Raw genomic sequence first — 15220 nt, 5'->3', positions numbered from 1 at the left:
ATCACCGATCACGCGCAGGGCGGACACGCGGCAACAGCGGGGCGTCCGCCCTTGTGCTGTCGGGCATCACGCGATCGCGCATCAATGATGCTTGATACATCAGTGATGCTTGATCAAGGCGTCGCGCGCGGCGGCAAGCTCGAGGAACGCCGCGCCATTGCCGCCGCCGTCGGGATGCACCGTCTTGGCGGCGCGCTTGAACGCCTGCTGGATTTCGGTCGCCGCGAGATGGCGGCCGAACGGCAGGCCGAGCAATTGCCGGTAGCGCTCCTCCTGCGTCAGCGCCTTCGGCGTCAAGCCACGGCGGCCGAACTGCGGCGCGGACAATGTGTGCAGCGCATCGGCGACGATGCCGAGACGGCGCAGTGCCATCGACTTGGTCCTGCGGTCGGCTGACTTCAGCGCCGCCTGGCGCAGGATCGGCAGCACCTGTGCGGCCGCATGTCGCAGCGTCTCGTCGATGTCGGTGGTGGCGATCTCGGCGATCAATCTGGCGATCTCGCGATAGTCCGGATCAGGCGCCGCGCAGAAGCGCTCGATCGCAACTTTCCAGTGTCTGATTTGCGGGTCCATGATCGGTCCGTACTGTCATCCGAATATGGATGACAGCAACGCACAAACGCGGCTTGGCGTTTCGGTTGGCGCAGTTTTGAATAGTGTTGTCGACAACACCAACAAATCAGAACGAGGAAACGCCATGGCCCTTCTCGACAATCACATCGCCGTCATCACCGGTGCAGGCTCGGGCATCGGGCGCGCCATCGCATTGGGCTACGGCCGCGAGGGTGCGCGCGTGGTGCTGCTCGACATGAACGGCGATGCGGTGGCGGAAGCGGCCAAGGAGATCAAAGGCGCCGGCGGCAAGGCGGACAGCTTTGCGCTCGACGTGACCGATCGGAACGCCTGCGTCGCGATCGCAAGGCAGATCGCCGACAAGGTGGGGCCGGTCTCGATCCTGGTCAACAATGCCGGCATCGCGCGCCGTAACGGCATGCTCGGGGCCGACGAAGCCGTGATCAAGGATTGGGAAGACATCATCTCGATCAATCTCACCGGCGTCTTCAACGTCACGCATTCCTTCCTCGCGCCGCTACGCAAGAACAAGGGACGCATCGTCAATATCGGCTCGATCCAGTCCTTCGTGCATCTGCGCACGCCGAGTTCGCCGGCCTACACCGCCTCCAAGCACGGCGTGCTCGGCTTCACCAAGGCGCTGGCCGCCGAGCTCGGCAAGGACGGCGTGCGCGTCAATGCGATCGGCCCCGGCTTCATCGAGACGCCGCTGAACGAGAAGGTGCGCGCCACCAATCCCGATCTCGTGAAAGTGTTCATGGACCACACCCCGCTGGGCCGCGCCGGCAAGCCGGAGGACATTGTCGGCCCGGCGATCTTCCTCGCCTCGGACCTCGCGGCCTATGTCTCCGGATCGATCGTGATGGTCGATGGCGGCTACCGGACACTGTGACGGATGGAACCGCAATCGTGGCGATTTCTGGGTATTTTGCTTACAAAGCAGGGAGTTAGCGAGGCGTTAAGGACTTGTTAACCAAACCGGCACACCGTGGATCTACGGGGTAGTTGGTTCTCGATGTCTGCGCCTCATCGACGAGGCGGGCGTTGATCGGGAGGAGTTCATGTCATACGCGTCCACCGTACCGTCGCCGGAAGCACTGCTGCCGTCGCTGGCTCCAAATGAAATTGTCCCATTGCTGATCGGCGCGACCGTCGATGAAGTCGAGCGGGAACTGGTGCTGCAGACGCTCGCGCGCTGCGACGGCAACCGCACCCGCGCCGCGCGCGTGCTGGGACTGTCGGTCCGAACCTTGCGGAACAAGATTCGCGAATATTCAGCCGACGGCATCGACGTGCCGCATAGCGAGCACGCTGCGGCCTAGCGGCCTCCGATGCTAGATCGGCAGGTCGATCGCAAGGCGCCGCCAGCGCGTCAACAACGCGCGATCATCGTCATGGAGGCAGCGAGCGAGATGCACGTCGCTCGCTGCACTCCGTTGCAGCGTCCCGGCGACCAACGCGGTCGCGTAGTCCCAATAGCCGCGCCGGCCGTCCGGATCCAGCGCGACCAGGGATTTTGCGAGAATCTCGACATAGATCGCGGTGGCGACCTTGCGCCAGAGCGGACCTGCACGCGCCTCCGCATCAGGCGCGCCAGTCCGCGGCTGCCACATCAGCCAGTAGTCTTCTTCTCCAGCTGCCCATGCTGATGACGGCAACGACGGATCGAGACACGGCGAGCGGCACGCGAGCGGCCGCATCGTGCGCGCGTCGCAGAACACGGAGTAGCCGAGCCTGTCGTACCAGCTCACACGCAGCAAGCGGCCGATCTGATCCTGCTCAGCCGCCGCGAGTGGCCGCCGGCCCGTTTGCTCGAGATCGGCGGTGATCGCGGCCACGCGATCGCGATCGAACGGCTCGACTTCGAGCACCACCCCGACATTGCGCGGGAACAGCGCATCGAGCATGTCGACCAGCTCGCGATAGAATGCGCGCGCCAGGCCATTGCCACGCCACGTCTTACCGATGCCGACATGGTTGCAAAAGATCATATCGCTTGCGTGATCGTAGGTGAAGAAGCCGAGCCCGATCGCGCGCCCGGTGGCGCGCAGGATGAAGCAGCGCGAGTCGAGCCGATAGGACATCTCCTGGCCGCCGACGCTGAAATGCCTGATCCCGCCGACATCATCCGACAACAGCCAGCGCAGGATGTCGTCAGGACTGTCGCGCTCGATCGCGGGAAACAAGTGCTCGTAGAGCTCGAGCACGCCCGTGCTGCGAAAGCTTGCTTCGTCAAGCACATCCTGCCGCGTCACGACGATGTCGAGCGGTTGCGGCTCGTCGCCGTAGCTGCCGTCCAGAACCCGCAATGCGTCCTCCGTTGTCATAATGCCCATGGAATTATGACTGTTGATCGCTCGCATCGGTGCCGCGAGGCAGAATTGAAGCCGTCGTCCAACCTCTGTTACAAGCGGCTTCAAATCGCGACGGAGCATACCAGTGGCTGACGAGACAACTTCCCGCCAGGGGGCACGAGGAGCGCAGGGGCCGCAGGGCCGTCAGGGCGAACCGGGAAAGCCCGGACCGCAGGGACATCCCGGGCGGCCGGGGCCGGAAGGTGCGCGCGGCAAGCCGGGTCCGCAGGGCAAGGCGGGTGTGGTTGGAAAGGCCGGCCCTCAGGGCAAGCCGGGGGCGCAGGGCAAGGCAGGCGTGCAGGGTCCGCGCGGCGAAGCTGGTCCTCAGGGCCCGCAGGGACCGGCCGGTCCGCGCGGTGAAGCCGGCCCGCCCGGCCAATTGCCGTCGATCGAGCAGGTGATGCCGTGGCTGCACATGATCTTCGACGCCTGGGAAGACTACAAGCGCACCAAGGAGCGAGAAGCTGCCGAGTTCGCCGAGCGCGATGCCGCCGAGCGCGCGGCTGCGGAGGCGATCGCGCTTGACGTCGACGCGATCGATTTCGCTGAAGATGACGACGAAGACGACGGTCACAAGAAAAAGAAGAAGCACCGCAAGAAGGACAGGAAGTAACCCTTTCTGTCACCGCGCGGCGACACGACCCACGAGATGCGTGTCGCGCGCGACGTTCACCGCTCGGTCCCGGGATTGGCCGGAGGATCGGACGGCCGGGCGAGCTGCATCAGCTGAAACACCCAGCGCATCGCGTAGTACCAGGCAACACCCGCGAACGCCCCGCACGCCGACAGGATGACGACGTTGGCGAGGTCGATCGTACCGCTCGACCACAGCATGCCGCAGGTCCAGAGCACGGCGAACGCAATCGAGCAGAGAGTGAGCAGGGCGGCAGGCTTCATGGCGTGGCTCCGGGGCCGGGAATGAGCGGCAACGATGCCCGGTGGCCTGACGCGTTACCGTGACCTGCATCACGGAATGCGCTGGCCTCAGCCGAACCGCAGGCGTGAACGCTCCCTCGCCTTCTCCGCCTCGATCTCGCGATCGCGGGCCGGCGCCGTGGTCTGCAACGAGATCAGGAGTTTTCGCGCAGCAGCGGAGACCTCGGCCACGGCGAGGTTGAAGGCGGCGTCATTGGACTGCGACGGCTTGTTGAAGCCACTCAATTTGCGCACGAATTGCAGCGCCGAGGCATGGATCTCGTCTTCGGTGGCGGGCGGCTCGAAGTTGAACAGCGTCTTGATATTGCGGCACATGTCGGTCTCCCTCGCCCGCATTTTGGGGGCTTGCGTCTCAAAGACGATCGGCTGCTGCAAAATACGACATCGTGGTCTATTCTGGCAGCCCCATGGTCCACGATGGAAACGAGGTTCCGGATGAGCCACGTGATCTACAAGGTGGTCCAGCACGATGGCGGCTGGGCCTATACCGTCGACGGGGTGTTCTCCGAACCGTTTCCAACCCATGCCGCGGCGCTTGCCGCCGCCCGGCGCGCGGCCAACGAACAGCGCGTGCCCGGGCGCACCGAGGCGATCCAGTACGAGACCTCGGACGGCAAATGGCTGACCGAGACCGCCTCCGGCAGCGACCGCCCGGAAACCGAAGTCGAGGACGGCCGCTAGTTCCGTCGCGCAGCTTCAGAACGGAACCTGTACGCCGAGCCGGTCGAAGAACGCGCGCCCCCGGTCGGTGATTCGCAGCGCGCGCGGAATCCGATGCGGCGCAACGCCGCGCATCTCGACCAGCCGCGCCAGCACGGCATTGGCAAACGGACCGGCGAGGTGCGGCACGCGCTCGGTCCAGTCGTTGCAAAGCCGCAGATGCGGCTGCCGCACCGGATCGAAATCGATCTGCTCAGCGCGGCACCACGCCAACCCCTGCTCGGTGACGTGCCCCTCGCGGCCATCGATGATGACGAGGCGGCGGCGGATCAGCGCATTCGCCAACAGCACGCCGAGCTGGCCGGCAAGATGATGATAGCAGGTGCGCGATTGCCTGAGCTGCTCGGCCGGCATCGCACGCCTCGGCGCGGCAGCGGTCTTCGCCGCCAGATCGACCAGATTCTCGATCAGCGCTGCGACGTCGTCGTCCCTGATCCGGTAGTATCTGAACCTGCCCTGCGCCCACACCGACAGCACGCGCGCATCGACCAGCTTCTGCAGATGCGCGCTGGCGCCTTGCGGCGAAATGCCGGCGACCACGGCAAGCTCGCCTGCCGGCAACGCCTTGCCGTCGGCCAGCGCGCTGACCATGGCCTCGCGCACCGGATCGCCCAATGCCTCGGCGATCCGCGAAAATCCCGTCTGCACGGATTGGGATGATCCCACCGCATCCTCCTCCAGGTCGCGCAAGAACGTCCTAGCCACATTCGCCCTGCCGCGAAACTCATTTCAGATTTTCCTGAAACGTCGCGACGGCCGCTTCCGGTCAAATCGGCGCGGTCAACGCAACAGATGGGAACAATCATGACAGCCGGCAACACCGACGCGGAACGCATCTACAGGCTCTGGGACGAGGCCCTCGGCCACAAGGACCTCGAGGCGGCGCTCGCGCTCTACGCGCCCGACGCCTCGATCGAGAGTCCGCTGGTTCAGCATTTGATGCAGACCAAGGACGGGATCGTAAGGGGCCGCGAGGCGCTGCGCGAATTCATCGCGCGCGTGTTCCGCACCAACCCGCCGCAGCGGCGGCGCTTCAAGCAAGGCTTCTTCAGCGACGGCCGGATCCTGACCTGGGAATATCCGCGCCAGTCCCCGGACGGCGATCAAATGGATCTCGTCGAGGTCATGGAGATCGAGGATGGCCTGATCCAGCGCCACCGCGTCTATTGGGGATGGTATGCGCTGAACGTCCTGAAGGCAGGCTAGCCCCAAGACGTCTTCGCCAGCCGCGCCGGCGTACCTCTCGGACAACGCTTTCCCTCATGCTAGGCTTGCACCGAAGCGGCTGGACAAACGCGCCGCGCGTGGGGAGAAGCACCATGATCCGTTTGTGCGCGGCACTTCTGGCCGCCCTCGTCTCGATGTCGGTACCGGCCATGGCTGCAGATTATCCCGCGCCGCAGGATGGCGAGTGGATCGCAAAGGACTTCAAGTTCCACAGCGGCGAGGTGATGCCGGAACTGCGGCTGCACTACACCACGGTTGGCGCGCCGACCGGACAGCCGGTGCTGGTGCTGCACGGTTCCGGCGGCTCGGCCGCCAGCATGCTGACGCCGGCGTTTGCCGGCCAACTGTTCGGCCCGGGCCAGCCGCTCGACGCAGCGAAATACTTCATCATCATCCCCGACGGCATCGGGCACGGCAAATCGTCGAAGCCGTCGGATGCGATGCGCACCAGCTTTCCGAAATACGACTACAACGACATGGTCGACGCGCAGTACCGGCTCGTCACCGAAGGGCTCGGCATCAAGCATCTGCGGCTCGTGATCGGCAACTCGATGGGCGGCATGCACAGCTGGATCTGGGGCGTGCGGTATCCGCAGATGATGGACGTGGTGGTGCCGATGGCCTCGCAGCCGACTGCGATGGCCGCGCGCAACTGGATTCTGCGCCGGACCATGCTGGAAACAATCCGCAACGACCCCGATTACAACGGCGGCAATTACACCAGCCAGCCGCGCATGATGAAATACGCCATCGCAGCCTATCGCTTCGCCAGCGCCGGCGGCACGCTCGGCTACCAGACGCTGGCGCCGTCGGCGCCGCAGGCCGACAAGATGGTCGATGACCAGCTGGCGTTGCCGGCCACCGCGGATGCCAACGACTACATCTATCAATGGGAGGCCTCGCACGACTACGATCCGTCCGCCGAGATGGAGAAGATCGAGGCCACCCTGCTCGCGATCAACGCCGCCGACGATGAGCGCAATCCGCCGGAGACCGGCGTGACTGAAGCTGCGGTGAAGCGGATCAAGAACGGCAAGATCTATCTGATCCCGGCAAGCAGCGAAACGCGCGGCCACCTCACGACCGGCGACGCCAAATTCTACGCCAGGCAATTGCAGGAGCTGTTGCAGACCGCGCCGCAACGGACGATGTAGCGATCGAGGTCAGGACGATGTCCGCAACTCGCTTTCGTCGTACAGCGCTGAGCCTACCCGACGTGATTGAAGGCGCGCATCACGGCACAGCCGACTTCCGCGTCGGCAAGCGCATCTTCGCGACGCTCGGCTATCCCGACAAGGATTGGGGCATGGTGAAGCTGACGCCGGAGCAGCAGGCTGTCGTGGTCGAGGCTGAGCCGGAAATCTTCCGGCCGGTGCCGGGCGGCTGGGGCAAGGGCGGCAGCACCAATGTCCGTCTCGCCAAAGCCGACCAGCTCACGCTGCGCAGCGCGCTGACGATGGCGCGGGACAACATCGCAGCGAAGCCCGCGAAGAAGGCACGCACGAAGAAGCCAGCCTGAACGGCGCGATCCCGCACTGCATCACGGAGACCGCACCGCTTCGCTCATTCTTTGAGCATGCATCCCGCACGCGGTTCGTGCCTAATCGCGCAAACACCGGATTCGCGCGCGGGCGTTGCGCGGATCACGCACAAGGTTTTCGCGGAGGAATGCAATGCGAAGGCTGACGCATGGCGCGGTGCTCGCGTGGCTCGTCATCATGGCGGGCGCTGCGCTGGCGTTCGACAACGGCCAATACGAAAATGTGCCGCCCGATATCCGCGCCTGGTTCAAGAGCGTGATCGCGCCGAACGGCGTGCCGTGCTGCGACATCTCCGATGGCCATCGCACCAGCTACGATGTTCGGGGCGGCGCCTATTGGGTGCCGATCGAGGGCGAATGGATGATGGTGCCGGAGCGCGCCGTGATCCGCGATCGCGGCAATCCGGTCGGCGAGGCCGTGGTGTGGTACGTGCATCACCGCGGCAGCATCATCATCAGCTGCTTCGTGCCGGCGGACGCGGTCTGACGGCTCTGCATCGGACGTGCGGTGCGCGCCAGCCCCGGGCCGATCGCGCCAATTTGAAACATCCACCTTCTGTTAACCTTACTTTTTAACCAATAATTAAGGATACGTTTGCGGGCGCAACGCGGCCCGGCCTAGCGTCCGCACACTGCTCCGTAACCGCGGGTTGGTGCGTGCCATGAGCTATCGAACATCCGGGGCGCTGCTGGCGTCCCTCGGCATTGCAGCGCTGCTGCTTGCTTCCTCGACCGAGACCGATGCGAGATCCGGAGCCGCGCCGCGCGGCACGTTCTCCTCGCACCATCCGGCCTTCCGCCACCATGTGCGGGTGCCCGGCATCGTGTTGCCCGGGACGAGCGGATATTATGACGACGCGCTGGCCGCGGCTCCCCTCGCCGCCGAGGTCCCGGCGCCGGTCTCGAACGACGTCCGCTACACCTACACCCAGGACGTGCCCTGGGATTGGGCGCACCGCTATCCGCCGGCGGTGGCGCCGTCCGATCGCCCCTATGTGTCGAGCTGCCCCACGGAGACCGTGACGGTGCCGGGACGCGGCGGTGACCGTACGATCAACATCACGCGGTGCTACTGAGCGAGAGCTTCACCCGGATCGCGAAAACAAAAGAGGCCGCCCGCAAGGACGGCCTCTCGTTTCTTTGCGGCACTCTCTCCGAGGGCGAAACGCCGCTCAGTGATCCTCGCCTTGCAGATGCCCGACGTGCTTCTGGGTGTAGAGCTCAAGACCGATGCGCTTGATCAGGTCGAGCTGGGTCTCGAGGAAGTCGATGTGGTGTTCCTCGTCCTTCATCAACTGCTCGAACAGGTCGCGGCTGACGTAATCCTTGACGCCGTGGCAGTAGGTCGCCGCCTCCTGGTAGAGCGTGCGGGCGCCGATCTCGGCGGCCAGGTCGCACTCGATGATCTCCTTGACGTCCTGGCCGATCTTCAGCGGATCGAGCACCTGCAGGTTCGGGAAGCCGTCGAGGAACAGGATGCGATCGACGAATTTGTCGGCGTGCTCCATCTCCTCGATGGATTCCTTGCGCCAGACCTTGGCCATCTCCAGGAGGCCCCAATTGTTGAGCATCCGGTAGTGCAGCCAGTACTGATTGATGGCGGTCAGTTCGCTGCGCAGCCCCTTGTTCAGATAATCGATGACCTTCGGGTCGCCTTGCATGATCCACTCCACCTGTCGCGGCCACCGTTGGCCGGTCTGAATTTAGAACGCTTCTAAATCAGATTACCGGAGAGAGCAACCCATCGCGGAAGCAGCGCGTGGATAACCGGATTCGATGAATTTGGTGGAGACAGAGCGCATGCCCGCGGTGTGAAGGCCGGTACGCGGGCGGAAAACGCGTCAAGACAGGAAGCTGGAGCTTCGGCTCCGGGCCGGAAAATGCCTCAGCAGGCCGCGAGCGCGAATTCGGCCGGCTCGGCGTCTTCGTCGTTGGCGGCGTGCGGATGGCCGCTGTGCGGACAGCCGGAGCAGCAGGCCTTGGCGCAGGGACCGAGCGCCTCGTCGATGATCGCCTTGATGGTGCGCGCGCAGCGGCCGCATTCGGCGCTACAGCCGAGGCAGCCATACACCTGCTTGGCATTTCGTGTCACGGACCCGCCACCGTTCACGGCATTGCGGACATCGTGGTCGCTCAGGACGTTACAGGAACAGACAATCATCAGAGGAGGCAGGTCCAACGGGTGATGCTTGGCAATATGGATATTGTCGGCCCCGGCCGGATGCAAAAGGAAAAAGCCGTTTTTGTAGCAATTCCAAACTGATGCGGGATTCATATTGGAATGAATCTAAATCGGGGGACGCCGGTTTTTTGACCATTCTCAATGCGCCGGGGACACCCGCTGCCCCGACGGCGCTCTAGTCTGTGCATTGCGAAATATTTCAAAAGCTGCAAGCATTTGGTCGCGAATACGGCAGCGTCGTTCATTGAACATTCAAGCGGAATATGGAACCCTTAGCGCGAGACAGATCGCCAACGCACGCTGTCCCCGCTCCCGTGAGAAAGGTGAGGTCATGAAGAAGACATTGCTGGCGCTTTGCGCCGCCGCCACTCTGGCGGTTTCGGCTGTGGCGGTGCCCGCCCCCGCCCAGGCACAACGCGGTGTCGCCGCCGGCGTCGCTGCGGGATTGATCGGTGGCGCCATCGTCGGTGGCGCGATCGCTTCGCAAAACGGCTATTACGGTCCCGGCTACGGCTACTACGCGCCCGGTCCGGCCTATGTCGCCGAGCCCGGCTACGGCCCCGACTGCTTCTGGCAGCGCCAGCGGTTCTGGGACGGCTACACCTGGCGCGTTCGCCGCGTCCGCGTTTGCGATTGATCGCCGTTCATCTCGATTAATTCGAACCTGATGTCCCGGAAAACCGACTGTTTGTCCGGGACATCGGCTGTAGATGGCCAGAAAAAACCGCTTTTCTGCGCGATGAGCCTGCGGACGTTTACTTTCGGTTGACTGTTCTGCGCTGTTTAGCAAGACAGCAGTTCGAGATCAGCGTGCGAGTCACCTAAAACCCGGCGTCGGACCATGACGCCACCACCTTCCAGGAGAGCCAAAGACATGAAGAAGACTTTAGCTGCCCTCGTTGCCGTTACCACGATTGCCGGTTCGCTGGCCGTTGCTCCGGCTGCCAAGGCAGGTGACGGAGGCGCCGTTGCGGCCGGCGTTGCCGGCGGCCTGATCGGCGGCGCCCTGCTCGGAGGCGCGATCGCAGGCGCTCGTCCGGCCCCGGTCTATGTTGCACCGGCCCCGACCTACGTCGAAGAAGCTCCGTGCCGCTGGGTTCGTGAGCGCTTCTGGGACGGCTACGGCTGGCGCTTCCGTCGCATCCAGGTTTGCGACTGATCGACCGACACGGTTTCAGCATCACACTCGAAAACCCGGCCTTGCGGCCGGGTTTTTGTTTTTCCGCTCCGAAACAGTCTTGGCGATTGTCCTTGCAGCCCTTCGTTTGCGCATAATCTTATCGGAAAACCGCTTCGCACTTTTCCGGATCATGCTCTAGCGCTGCCCGTGCATCGCGCGCAGCACCGCCTCGCTCGGCCAGCAGTCAACCTTGAGCCCGGCCTGCTTCTGGTAGGCGCCGAGCGCCGCGCGGGTCTGCATCCCGGCCTTGCCGTCGAGCTTGTCCTTGTAGAGCCCGATCTTGGTCAGCTGCTGCTGCATCGCCTCGACATCAGCGGAGCGCAGCTGCTTCGACGCCGACCATGGCGTCGCAAACGGCTGCGGGCTGGTCATGCGGTCGGCGAGATGACCGACGAACAGCACGTAGAGGTCGGAGAAATTGTACTCCTTGATCACGAAGTAGTTCGGCGTGGTCAGGAAGGCCGGACCGTAGATGCCTTCCGGCTGCAGCAGCGAGGCCGATTGCGCCTGCTCGGTGGCGCTGAGCTTCTGCCCGCGCACCGGCACGAAGCCCGCCCGCAGCCACTGGCTGATCGGCCTTGTCACTTCAGGCACGCCCATCGTGCAGTCGGCATTGGCCGGCGCCGTGACTTCGTAGGCCCAGCGCACGCCGGGCTGCCAGCCCTTGTTGACGAGCTGCTGCGCGGCGGAGGCGAGCGCGTCCGGCACCGAGTGCCAGATGTCGACCTTGCCGTCGCCGTCGAGATCGACGCCGTGCTTGTAGTACTCGGACGGCAGGAACTGGGTGTAGCCGGTCGCCCCCGCCCAGGACGAGCGCAGTTCCTTGCGTGTCACCACGCCCTCGCCGAGGATCTTCAGCGCGAGGATGAACTCGGTGCGATACTGATCCTTGCGACGGCCGACATAGGCCTGCGTCGCCACCACGCGGAGCGTGTCGTAGGGCAGCGAATAGCGGCCGTAGTCGGTCTCGCGGCCCCAGATCGCCAGCACGATCGTTGGAGGAACGCCGAACCGCTTCTCGATCGCGTCGAGCGACGGCCGATACTTCTGCAACAGCCGCTGTCCCTCCGCAGCGAGCCGTGCGATCGAGGCTTCCTTGATGTAGTCGGCCGGCACCTGCACGAACTCGGCCTGCGCCGGCGCGCCGGTCTTGGGACGCCCGGGCAGGATCAGGTCGGGCAGCTTGTAGTCGGGCTCGAGGGAACGCGTCTCGCGATCGAAGGTTTCACGCGATACGCCGGCCGCCTTGGCCTCAGGCCACAGCGAGGCGATGAACTGGCTGAACGCGGCGTCGGCCGCACGCGCGGGCGAGACGACGGATGCAAGCAGAAGCCCGAAGGCAAGCGCGCGGAGCAATGCCAAATGCAACAACCTGTTCAGACAGCGGTCCAATGGGCGCGCCATCCGGCGAACACCCGCGATATCCAGTGTCGTGAGGCTTATCACGACACCGGATTGCTGTGAACCGTTGGCGGCCTAATGCCCGGATTGCTGCTTGGCGCCCTCGATCGAGTCGTTCGACAATTTGTCGACGATGGCGATGCCGATCGCCGACAGGATGAAGACGCAGTGGATGATGGTCTGCCACATCACGCCGGTCTCGGTGTAGTTGCCCTTGCCCGACGACAGCGCGCCGGCCTCGATGAAGGTGCGCAGCAGATGGATCGAGGAAATGCCGATGATCGCCATCGCGAGCTTGATCTTCAGCACGCTGGCATTGACGTGGCTGAGCCATTCCGGCTCGTCCGGGTGGCCCTGCAGATTGAGGCGCGAGACGAAGGTCTCGTAGCCGCCGACGATCACCATCACGAGGAGGTTCGAGATCATGACGACGTCGATCAGGCCGAGGACGGCCAGCATGATCTGCTGCTCGCTGAAATCGAACGCGTGCGCGAACAGGTGCCACAGCTCCTTGAGGAACAGCACGACATAGACGCCCTGGGCGATGATGAGGCCGACATAGAGCGGCAATTGCAGCCAGCGCGATCCGAAGATCAGCATGGGAACGGGACGCAGCGAGCGGCCCTTCAAAGGGGCGCGCGCGTCGGAAACAGCGGACATGTTGGATTGCTCGCGGAATTGAAATTGCGGAGCGCTCTATCTACGCAATCCCGCGCGCTTGAAAAGCGACAACTGGCCGCAGATTGCGCCGCGATGCCGTCACGATTCCGCAAGTATCCGAAATTCGACCCTTTCCCCGCCGCCGACAAGGGATAGTCTCGCCATATTGTCCGCCCAGCGCGAGCGCGCGCCGATGTTCTTTCCGAAGCTCAACGTCAAGGACGATCCGGAACGTCGATGGCATCGGCCTGATCGCCATTTCTTTGCGAATGGTGCCTGCCAGGTGCTCGCCTACGCGTTCCTTGAGAGATACGCCGATCTCGGCTTTCACGCCCGATGGATCAAGCCGGCGCCCGGCTACACCGGCAACCACATCTACGTCACGGACGGCAAGGCCGCGTTCGACTACCATGGGCTGACCACCGAAGCGCAGCTTTTGTCGCTCGGCTTCCGGCGCGCACGCCGGTTTTTTCCAGGCTGGGACGCGACGCTCGTCGATCTGCCGGCCGAAATCCTGATCTCGGAACGGCGCTCGCGCCAGATCGAAGGGCTTTGGCTGCGCGAGCCAAAGAAATTCCTTCACGACGCGCTGCCCCGCGCACGGGCCTTCCTCGACCGGTTTGGCGACCTGCGAGGCCTGATCAGCGCGTCAGCTTCTTGTACTTCACGCGGTGCGGAATGATGCTGTCCTGGCCGAGCCGGCGCATCTTGTCCTTTTCGTAATCCTGGAAGTTGCCCTCGAACCATTCGACATGGCTGTCGCCCTCGAAGGCCAGGATGTGGGTCGCGATGCGGTCGAGGAACCAGCGATCGTGGCTGATGATGACGGCGCAGCCGGCGAAATCCTCCAGCGCCTCTTCCAGCGCGCGCAGCGTGTCGACGTCGAGGTCGTTGGTCGGTTCGTCGAGCAGCAGCACGTTGGCGCCCGACTTCAGCATCTTGGCGAGATGCACGCGGTTGCGCTCACCGCCGGACAGCGCGCCGACCTTCTTCTGCTGGTCGGCGCCCTTGAAGTTGAACGACGAACAGTAGCCGCGCGAGTTGACTTCCTTCTTGCCGAGCAGGATCAGCTCGTTGCCGCCGGAGATTTCTTCCCACACCGTCTTCTTGCCGTCGAGCGCATCGCGCGACTGGTCGACATAGCCGAGATGCACGGTCTCGCCGACCGTGATGCTGCCCTTGTCGGGCGTCTCCTGCTTGGTGATCATCTTGAACAGCGTGGTCTTGCCGGCGCCGTTGGCTCCGATCACGCCGACGATGCCGCCGGGCGGCAGCTTGAAGCTGAGATCGTCGATCAGCAGCCGATCGGCGAAGCCCTTGCTGAGGCCCTCGAAGTCGACGACGTTGGCGCCGAGCCGCTCGGCCACCGGAATGATGATCTGCGCGGTCTGGGTCTGCTTCTCGCTGGCCTGCTTGAGCAGTTCCTCATAGCGCTGGTAGCGCGCCTTCGACTTGGCCTGGCGGGCCTTCGGCGACGACGCCACCCATTCCTGCTCGCGGGCCAGCGTCTTCTGATGCGCGGCGTCCTCGCGGCCTTCCTGCTCGAGCCGCTTCTGCTTCTGCACCAGCCAGGACGAGTAATTGCCCTCGTAGGGAATGCCGCGGCCGCGGTCGAGTTCGAGGATCCACCCGGTGACGTTGTCGAGGAAGTAGCGGTCGTGGGTCACGATCAGGATCGCGCCGGGATAGTTGCGCAGATGGCCTTCCAGCCACGACACCGACTCGGCGTCGAGATGGTTGGTCGGTTCGTCGAGCAGCAGCAGTTCCGGCTGGTCGAGCAGCAGGCGGCACAGCGCGACGCGGCGGCGTTCACCGCCCGACAGTTTCGTGACATCGGCGTCGTCGGGCGGGCAGCGCAGCGCGTCCATCGCCTGGTCGACCTTGCTGTCGAGATCCCACAGGCCCTGCGCCTCGATCTCGTCCTGCAACTTGGTCATCTCGTCGGCGGTCTCGTCCGAGTAGTTGACGGCCAGCTCATTGTAGCGGTCGAGGATCGCCTTCTGCTTGGCGACGCCCTGCATGACGTTTTCGCGGACCGAGAGCGAGGCATCGAGCTGCGGCTCCTGCTCGAGATAGCCGACGCGGGCGCCCTCGGCGACCCAGGCCTCGCCGTTATATTCCTTGTCGAGACCGGCCATGATCTTGAGCAGGGTCGACTTGCCCGAGCCGTTGACGCCGAGCACGCCGATCTTGGCGTCGGGGTAGAAGCTCAGATGGATGTTATCGAGCACCTTGCGGGTCGGGTACGCCTTGGTCAGACCCTGCATGAAATAGATGAACTGGCGAGCCATCCGCTGTCCCTGGAATTGATCCGATTTGTGGAAATTTTGCTGCCGCCGATGTAACGGCCGGCCCCCGAAAGCGCAACCGCGGGGCGTGCGTTTTCCATCCGTTCACCACGTTTCGTGCGCTCACCACGGGTGACTACGGGTTCGCGGCGATGTGCG

The 15220-nt window shown here is 64.2% G+C and carries 22 protein-coding genes; 12 read left to right on the top strand and 10 right to left on the bottom strand.

All coding sequences use genetic code 11. From position 1 onward, the window contains the following. Nucleotides 1–99: 99 nt before the first annotated feature. Nucleotides 100–573 carry a hypothetical protein gene (locus CK489_RS18330; RefSeq protein ID WP_095733205.1) on the bottom strand — a complete coding sequence of 158 codons (474 nt, stop codon included), beginning with the start codon at nt 571–573 and terminating at the stop codon, nt 100–102. Between the two features lie 124 nt (nt 574–697). On the opposite strand from CK489_RS18330, the gene CK489_RS18325 reads away from it, so the two are divergent. Beyond that, a complete protein-coding gene (locus CK489_RS18325) occupies nt 698–1465 on the top strand; it encodes an SDR family NAD(P)-dependent oxidoreductase (protein ID WP_050627754.1) in 768 nt (255 codons plus the stop codon). 169 nt (nt 1466–1634) lie between these two features. Beyond that, nucleotides 1635–1895, top strand: coding sequence for a helix-turn-helix domain-containing protein (locus tag CK489_RS18320; protein ID WP_021076090.1), 261 nt, complete (start codon nt 1635–1637; stop codon nt 1893–1895). Between the two features lie 12 nt (nt 1896–1907). On the opposite strand, the gene CK489_RS18315 is transcribed toward CK489_RS18320, so the two are convergent. Then, nucleotides 1908–2882 (bottom strand): hypothetical protein, encoded by a 975-nt coding sequence (locus CK489_RS18315; RefSeq protein WP_198960953.1) that lies wholly within the window; start codon nt 2880–2882, stop codon nt 1908–1910. Between the two features lie 130 nt (nt 2883–3012). Here CK489_RS18315 and CK489_RS18310 point away from each other — a divergent pair, with 130 nt between their 5' ends. Beyond that, entirely contained in the window at nt 3013–3540 is a 528-nt protein-coding gene (locus CK489_RS18310; RefSeq protein ID WP_095733204.1) for a collagen-like domain-containing protein, read from the top strand. Nucleotides 3541–3596: 56 nt separating this feature from the next. Here the strand turns inward: CK489_RS18310 and CK489_RS18305 are convergent, their stop codons facing one another. After that, nucleotides 3597–3824 carry a hypothetical protein gene (locus CK489_RS18305; RefSeq protein ID WP_050627756.1) on the bottom strand — a complete coding sequence of 76 codons (228 nt, stop codon included), beginning with the start codon at nt 3822–3824 and terminating at the stop codon, nt 3597–3599. Nucleotides 3825–3911: 87 nt separating this feature from the next. Next, a complete protein-coding gene (locus CK489_RS18300; protein ID WP_050627793.1) occupies nt 3912–4178 on the bottom strand; it encodes a DUF2277 domain-containing protein in 267 nt (88 codons plus the stop codon). A 120-nt stretch (nt 4179–4298) separates the two neighbouring features. Here CK489_RS18300 and CK489_RS18295 point away from each other — a divergent pair, with 120 nt between their 5' ends. Continuing rightward, on the top strand, nt 4299–4544 hold the full coding sequence (locus CK489_RS18295) for a DUF2188 domain-containing protein (RefSeq protein ID WP_050627794.1): 246 nt from the start codon (nt 4299–4301) through the stop codon (nt 4542–4544). Nucleotides 4545–4559: 15 nt separating this feature from the next. Here CK489_RS18295 and CK489_RS18290 read toward each other — a convergent pair whose 3' ends face one another. Then, complete coding sequence (locus tag CK489_RS18290; protein WP_245350410.1) at nt 4560–5249, bottom strand: ArsR/SmtB family transcription factor; 690 nt, start codon at nt 5247–5249, stop codon at nt 4560–4562. Nucleotides 5250–5387: 138 nt separating this feature from the next. Here CK489_RS18290 and CK489_RS18285 point away from each other — a divergent pair, with 138 nt between their 5' ends. The 5 genes from CK489_RS18285 (at nt 5388) to CK489_RS18265 (ending at nt 8426) form a co-directional block, all read left to right on the top strand. Beyond that, a complete protein-coding gene (locus tag CK489_RS18285; RefSeq protein ID WP_245350409.1) occupies nt 5388–5789 on the top strand; it encodes a nuclear transport factor 2 family protein in 402 nt (133 codons plus the stop codon). A 113-nt stretch (nt 5790–5902) separates the two neighbouring features. Beyond that, complete coding sequence (locus CK489_RS18280; RefSeq protein WP_095733202.1) at nt 5903–6964, top strand: alpha/beta fold hydrolase; 1062 nt, start codon at nt 5903–5905, stop codon at nt 6962–6964. Nucleotides 6965–6981: 17 nt separating this feature from the next. Then, nucleotides 6982–7329, top strand: a complete 348-nt coding sequence (locus tag CK489_RS18275) for an MmcQ/YjbR family DNA-binding protein (protein WP_050627759.1) — start codon at nt 6982–6984, stop codon at nt 7327–7329. 154 nt (nt 7330–7483) lie between these two features. Further along, nucleotides 7484–7837: a hypothetical protein gene (locus CK489_RS18270; protein ID WP_050627760.1), complete on the top strand. Its 354-nt coding sequence runs from the start codon at nt 7484–7486 to the stop codon at nt 7835–7837. A gap of 175 nt (nt 7838–8012) precedes the next feature. After that, the gene (locus tag CK489_RS18265) at nt 8013–8426 is read left to right on the top strand and encodes a hypothetical protein (protein ID WP_050627761.1); all 414 of its coding nucleotides are present in this window, start codon (nt 8013–8015) and stop codon (nt 8424–8426) included. A gap of 96 nt (nt 8427–8522) precedes the next feature. Here CK489_RS18265 and bfr read toward each other — a convergent pair whose 3' ends face one another. Further along, nucleotides 8523–9011, bottom strand: coding sequence for a bacterioferritin (gene bfr, locus CK489_RS18260; RefSeq protein WP_095733698.1), 489 nt, complete (start codon nt 9009–9011; stop codon nt 8523–8525). A 224-nt stretch (nt 9012–9235) separates the two neighbouring features. Next, the gene (locus CK489_RS18255; protein ID WP_050422037.1) at nt 9236–9511 is read right to left on the bottom strand and encodes a (2Fe-2S)-binding protein; all 276 of its coding nucleotides are present in this window, start codon (nt 9509–9511) and stop codon (nt 9236–9238) included. Nucleotides 9512–9863: 352 nt separating this feature from the next. Between CK489_RS18255 and CK489_RS18250 the strand changes: the two genes are divergently transcribed. Together CK489_RS18250 and CK489_RS18245 are read left to right on the top strand one after the other, a co-directional pair. Then, entirely contained in the window at nt 9864–10169 is a 306-nt protein-coding gene (locus CK489_RS18250) for a hypothetical protein (protein WP_050422015.1), read from the top strand. 237 nt (nt 10170–10406) lie between these two features. Further along, complete coding sequence (locus tag CK489_RS18245; RefSeq protein WP_029084043.1) at nt 10407–10691, top strand: hypothetical protein; 285 nt, start codon at nt 10407–10409, stop codon at nt 10689–10691. 156 nt (nt 10692–10847) lie between these two features. Here CK489_RS18245 and CK489_RS18240 read toward each other — a convergent pair whose 3' ends face one another. Next, nucleotides 10848–12068, bottom strand: coding sequence for a lytic murein transglycosylase (locus CK489_RS18240; RefSeq protein WP_502694132.1), 1221 nt, complete (start codon nt 12066–12068; stop codon nt 10848–10850). Nucleotides 12069–12188: 120 nt separating this feature from the next. Continuing rightward, nucleotides 12189–12773 (bottom strand): TIGR00645 family protein, encoded by a 585-nt coding sequence (locus CK489_RS18235; RefSeq protein ID WP_074128031.1) that lies wholly within the window; start codon nt 12771–12773, stop codon nt 12189–12191. Nucleotides 12774–12939: 166 nt separating this feature from the next. Between CK489_RS18235 and CK489_RS18230 the strand changes: the two genes are divergently transcribed. Next, a complete protein-coding gene (locus CK489_RS18230; protein ID WP_245350408.1) occupies nt 12940–13455 on the top strand; it encodes a hypothetical protein in 516 nt (171 codons plus the stop codon). On the opposite strand, the gene ettA is transcribed toward CK489_RS18230, so the two are convergent. Continuing rightward, nucleotides 13415–15064 carry an energy-dependent translational throttle protein EttA gene (gene ettA / locus CK489_RS18225; protein ID WP_050627764.1) on the bottom strand — a complete coding sequence of 550 codons (1650 nt, stop codon included), beginning with the start codon at nt 15062–15064 and terminating at the stop codon, nt 13415–13417. The two genes, CK489_RS18230 and ettA, sit on opposite strands and share 41 nt — an antisense overlap. Between the last annotated feature and the right edge of the window lie 156 nt (nt 15065–15220).

Origin of the sequence: Bradyrhizobium sp. UFLA03-84 (genome assembly GCF_002289535.1) — a bacterium.
Taxonomy (GTDB): Bacteria; Pseudomonadota; Alphaproteobacteria; order Rhizobiales; family Xanthobacteraceae; genus Bradyrhizobium; species Bradyrhizobium viridifuturi.
This window is presented reverse-complemented; position numbering and strand designations above follow the sequence as displayed.

Excerpts from the sequence above, each read along its gene's own strand:
- CK489_RS18330 (WP_095733205.1), bottom strand. The coding sequence starts at position 573 with ATGGACCCGCAAATCAGACACTGGAAAGTTGCGATCGAGCGCTTCTGC.
- CK489_RS18325 (WP_050627754.1), top strand. The coding sequence starts at position 698 with ATGGCCCTTCTCGACAATCACATCGCCGTCATCACCGGTGCAGGCTCG.
- CK489_RS18320 (WP_021076090.1), top strand. The coding sequence starts at position 1,635 with ATGTCATACGCGTCCACCGTACCGTCGCCGGAAGCACTGCTGCCGTCG.
- CK489_RS18305 (WP_050627756.1), bottom strand. The coding sequence starts at position 3,824 with ATGAAGCCTGCCGCCCTGCTCACTCTCTGCTCGATTGCGTTCGCCGTG.
- CK489_RS18300 (WP_050627793.1), bottom strand. The coding sequence starts at position 4,178 with ATGTGCCGCAATATCAAGACGCTGTTCAACTTCGAGCCGCCCGCCACC.
- CK489_RS18295 (WP_050627794.1), top strand. The coding sequence starts at position 4,299 with ATGAGCCACGTGATCTACAAGGTGGTCCAGCACGATGGCGGCTGGGCC.
- CK489_RS18285 (WP_245350409.1), top strand. The coding sequence starts at position 5,388 with ATGACAGCCGGCAACACCGACGCGGAACGCATCTACAGGCTCTGGGAC.
- CK489_RS18280 (WP_095733202.1), top strand. The coding sequence starts at position 5,903 with ATGATCCGTTTGTGCGCGGCACTTCTGGCCGCCCTCGTCTCGATGTCG.
- CK489_RS18275 (WP_050627759.1), top strand. The coding sequence starts at position 6,982 with ATGTCCGCAACTCGCTTTCGTCGTACAGCGCTGAGCCTACCCGACGTG.
- CK489_RS18270 (WP_050627760.1), top strand. The coding sequence starts at position 7,484 with ATGCGAAGGCTGACGCATGGCGCGGTGCTCGCGTGGCTCGTCATCATG.
- CK489_RS18265 (WP_050627761.1), top strand. The coding sequence starts at position 8,013 with ATGAGCTATCGAACATCCGGGGCGCTGCTGGCGTCCCTCGGCATTGCA.
- bfr (WP_095733698.1), bottom strand. The coding sequence starts at position 9,011 with ATGCAAGGCGACCCGAAGGTCATCGATTATCTGAACAAGGGGCTGCGC.
- CK489_RS18255 (WP_050422037.1), bottom strand. The coding sequence starts at position 9,511 with ATGATTGTCTGTTCCTGTAACGTCCTGAGCGACCACGATGTCCGCAAT.
- CK489_RS18250 (WP_050422015.1), top strand. The coding sequence starts at position 9,864 with ATGAAGAAGACATTGCTGGCGCTTTGCGCCGCCGCCACTCTGGCGGTT.
- CK489_RS18245 (WP_029084043.1), top strand. The coding sequence starts at position 10,407 with ATGAAGAAGACTTTAGCTGCCCTCGTTGCCGTTACCACGATTGCCGGT.
- CK489_RS18235 (WP_074128031.1), bottom strand. The coding sequence starts at position 12,773 with ATGTCCGCTGTTTCCGACGCGCGCGCCCCTTTGAAGGGCCGCTCGCTG.
- ettA (WP_050627764.1), bottom strand. The coding sequence starts at position 15,064 with ATGGCTCGCCAGTTCATCTATTTCATGCAGGGTCTGACCAAGGCGTAC.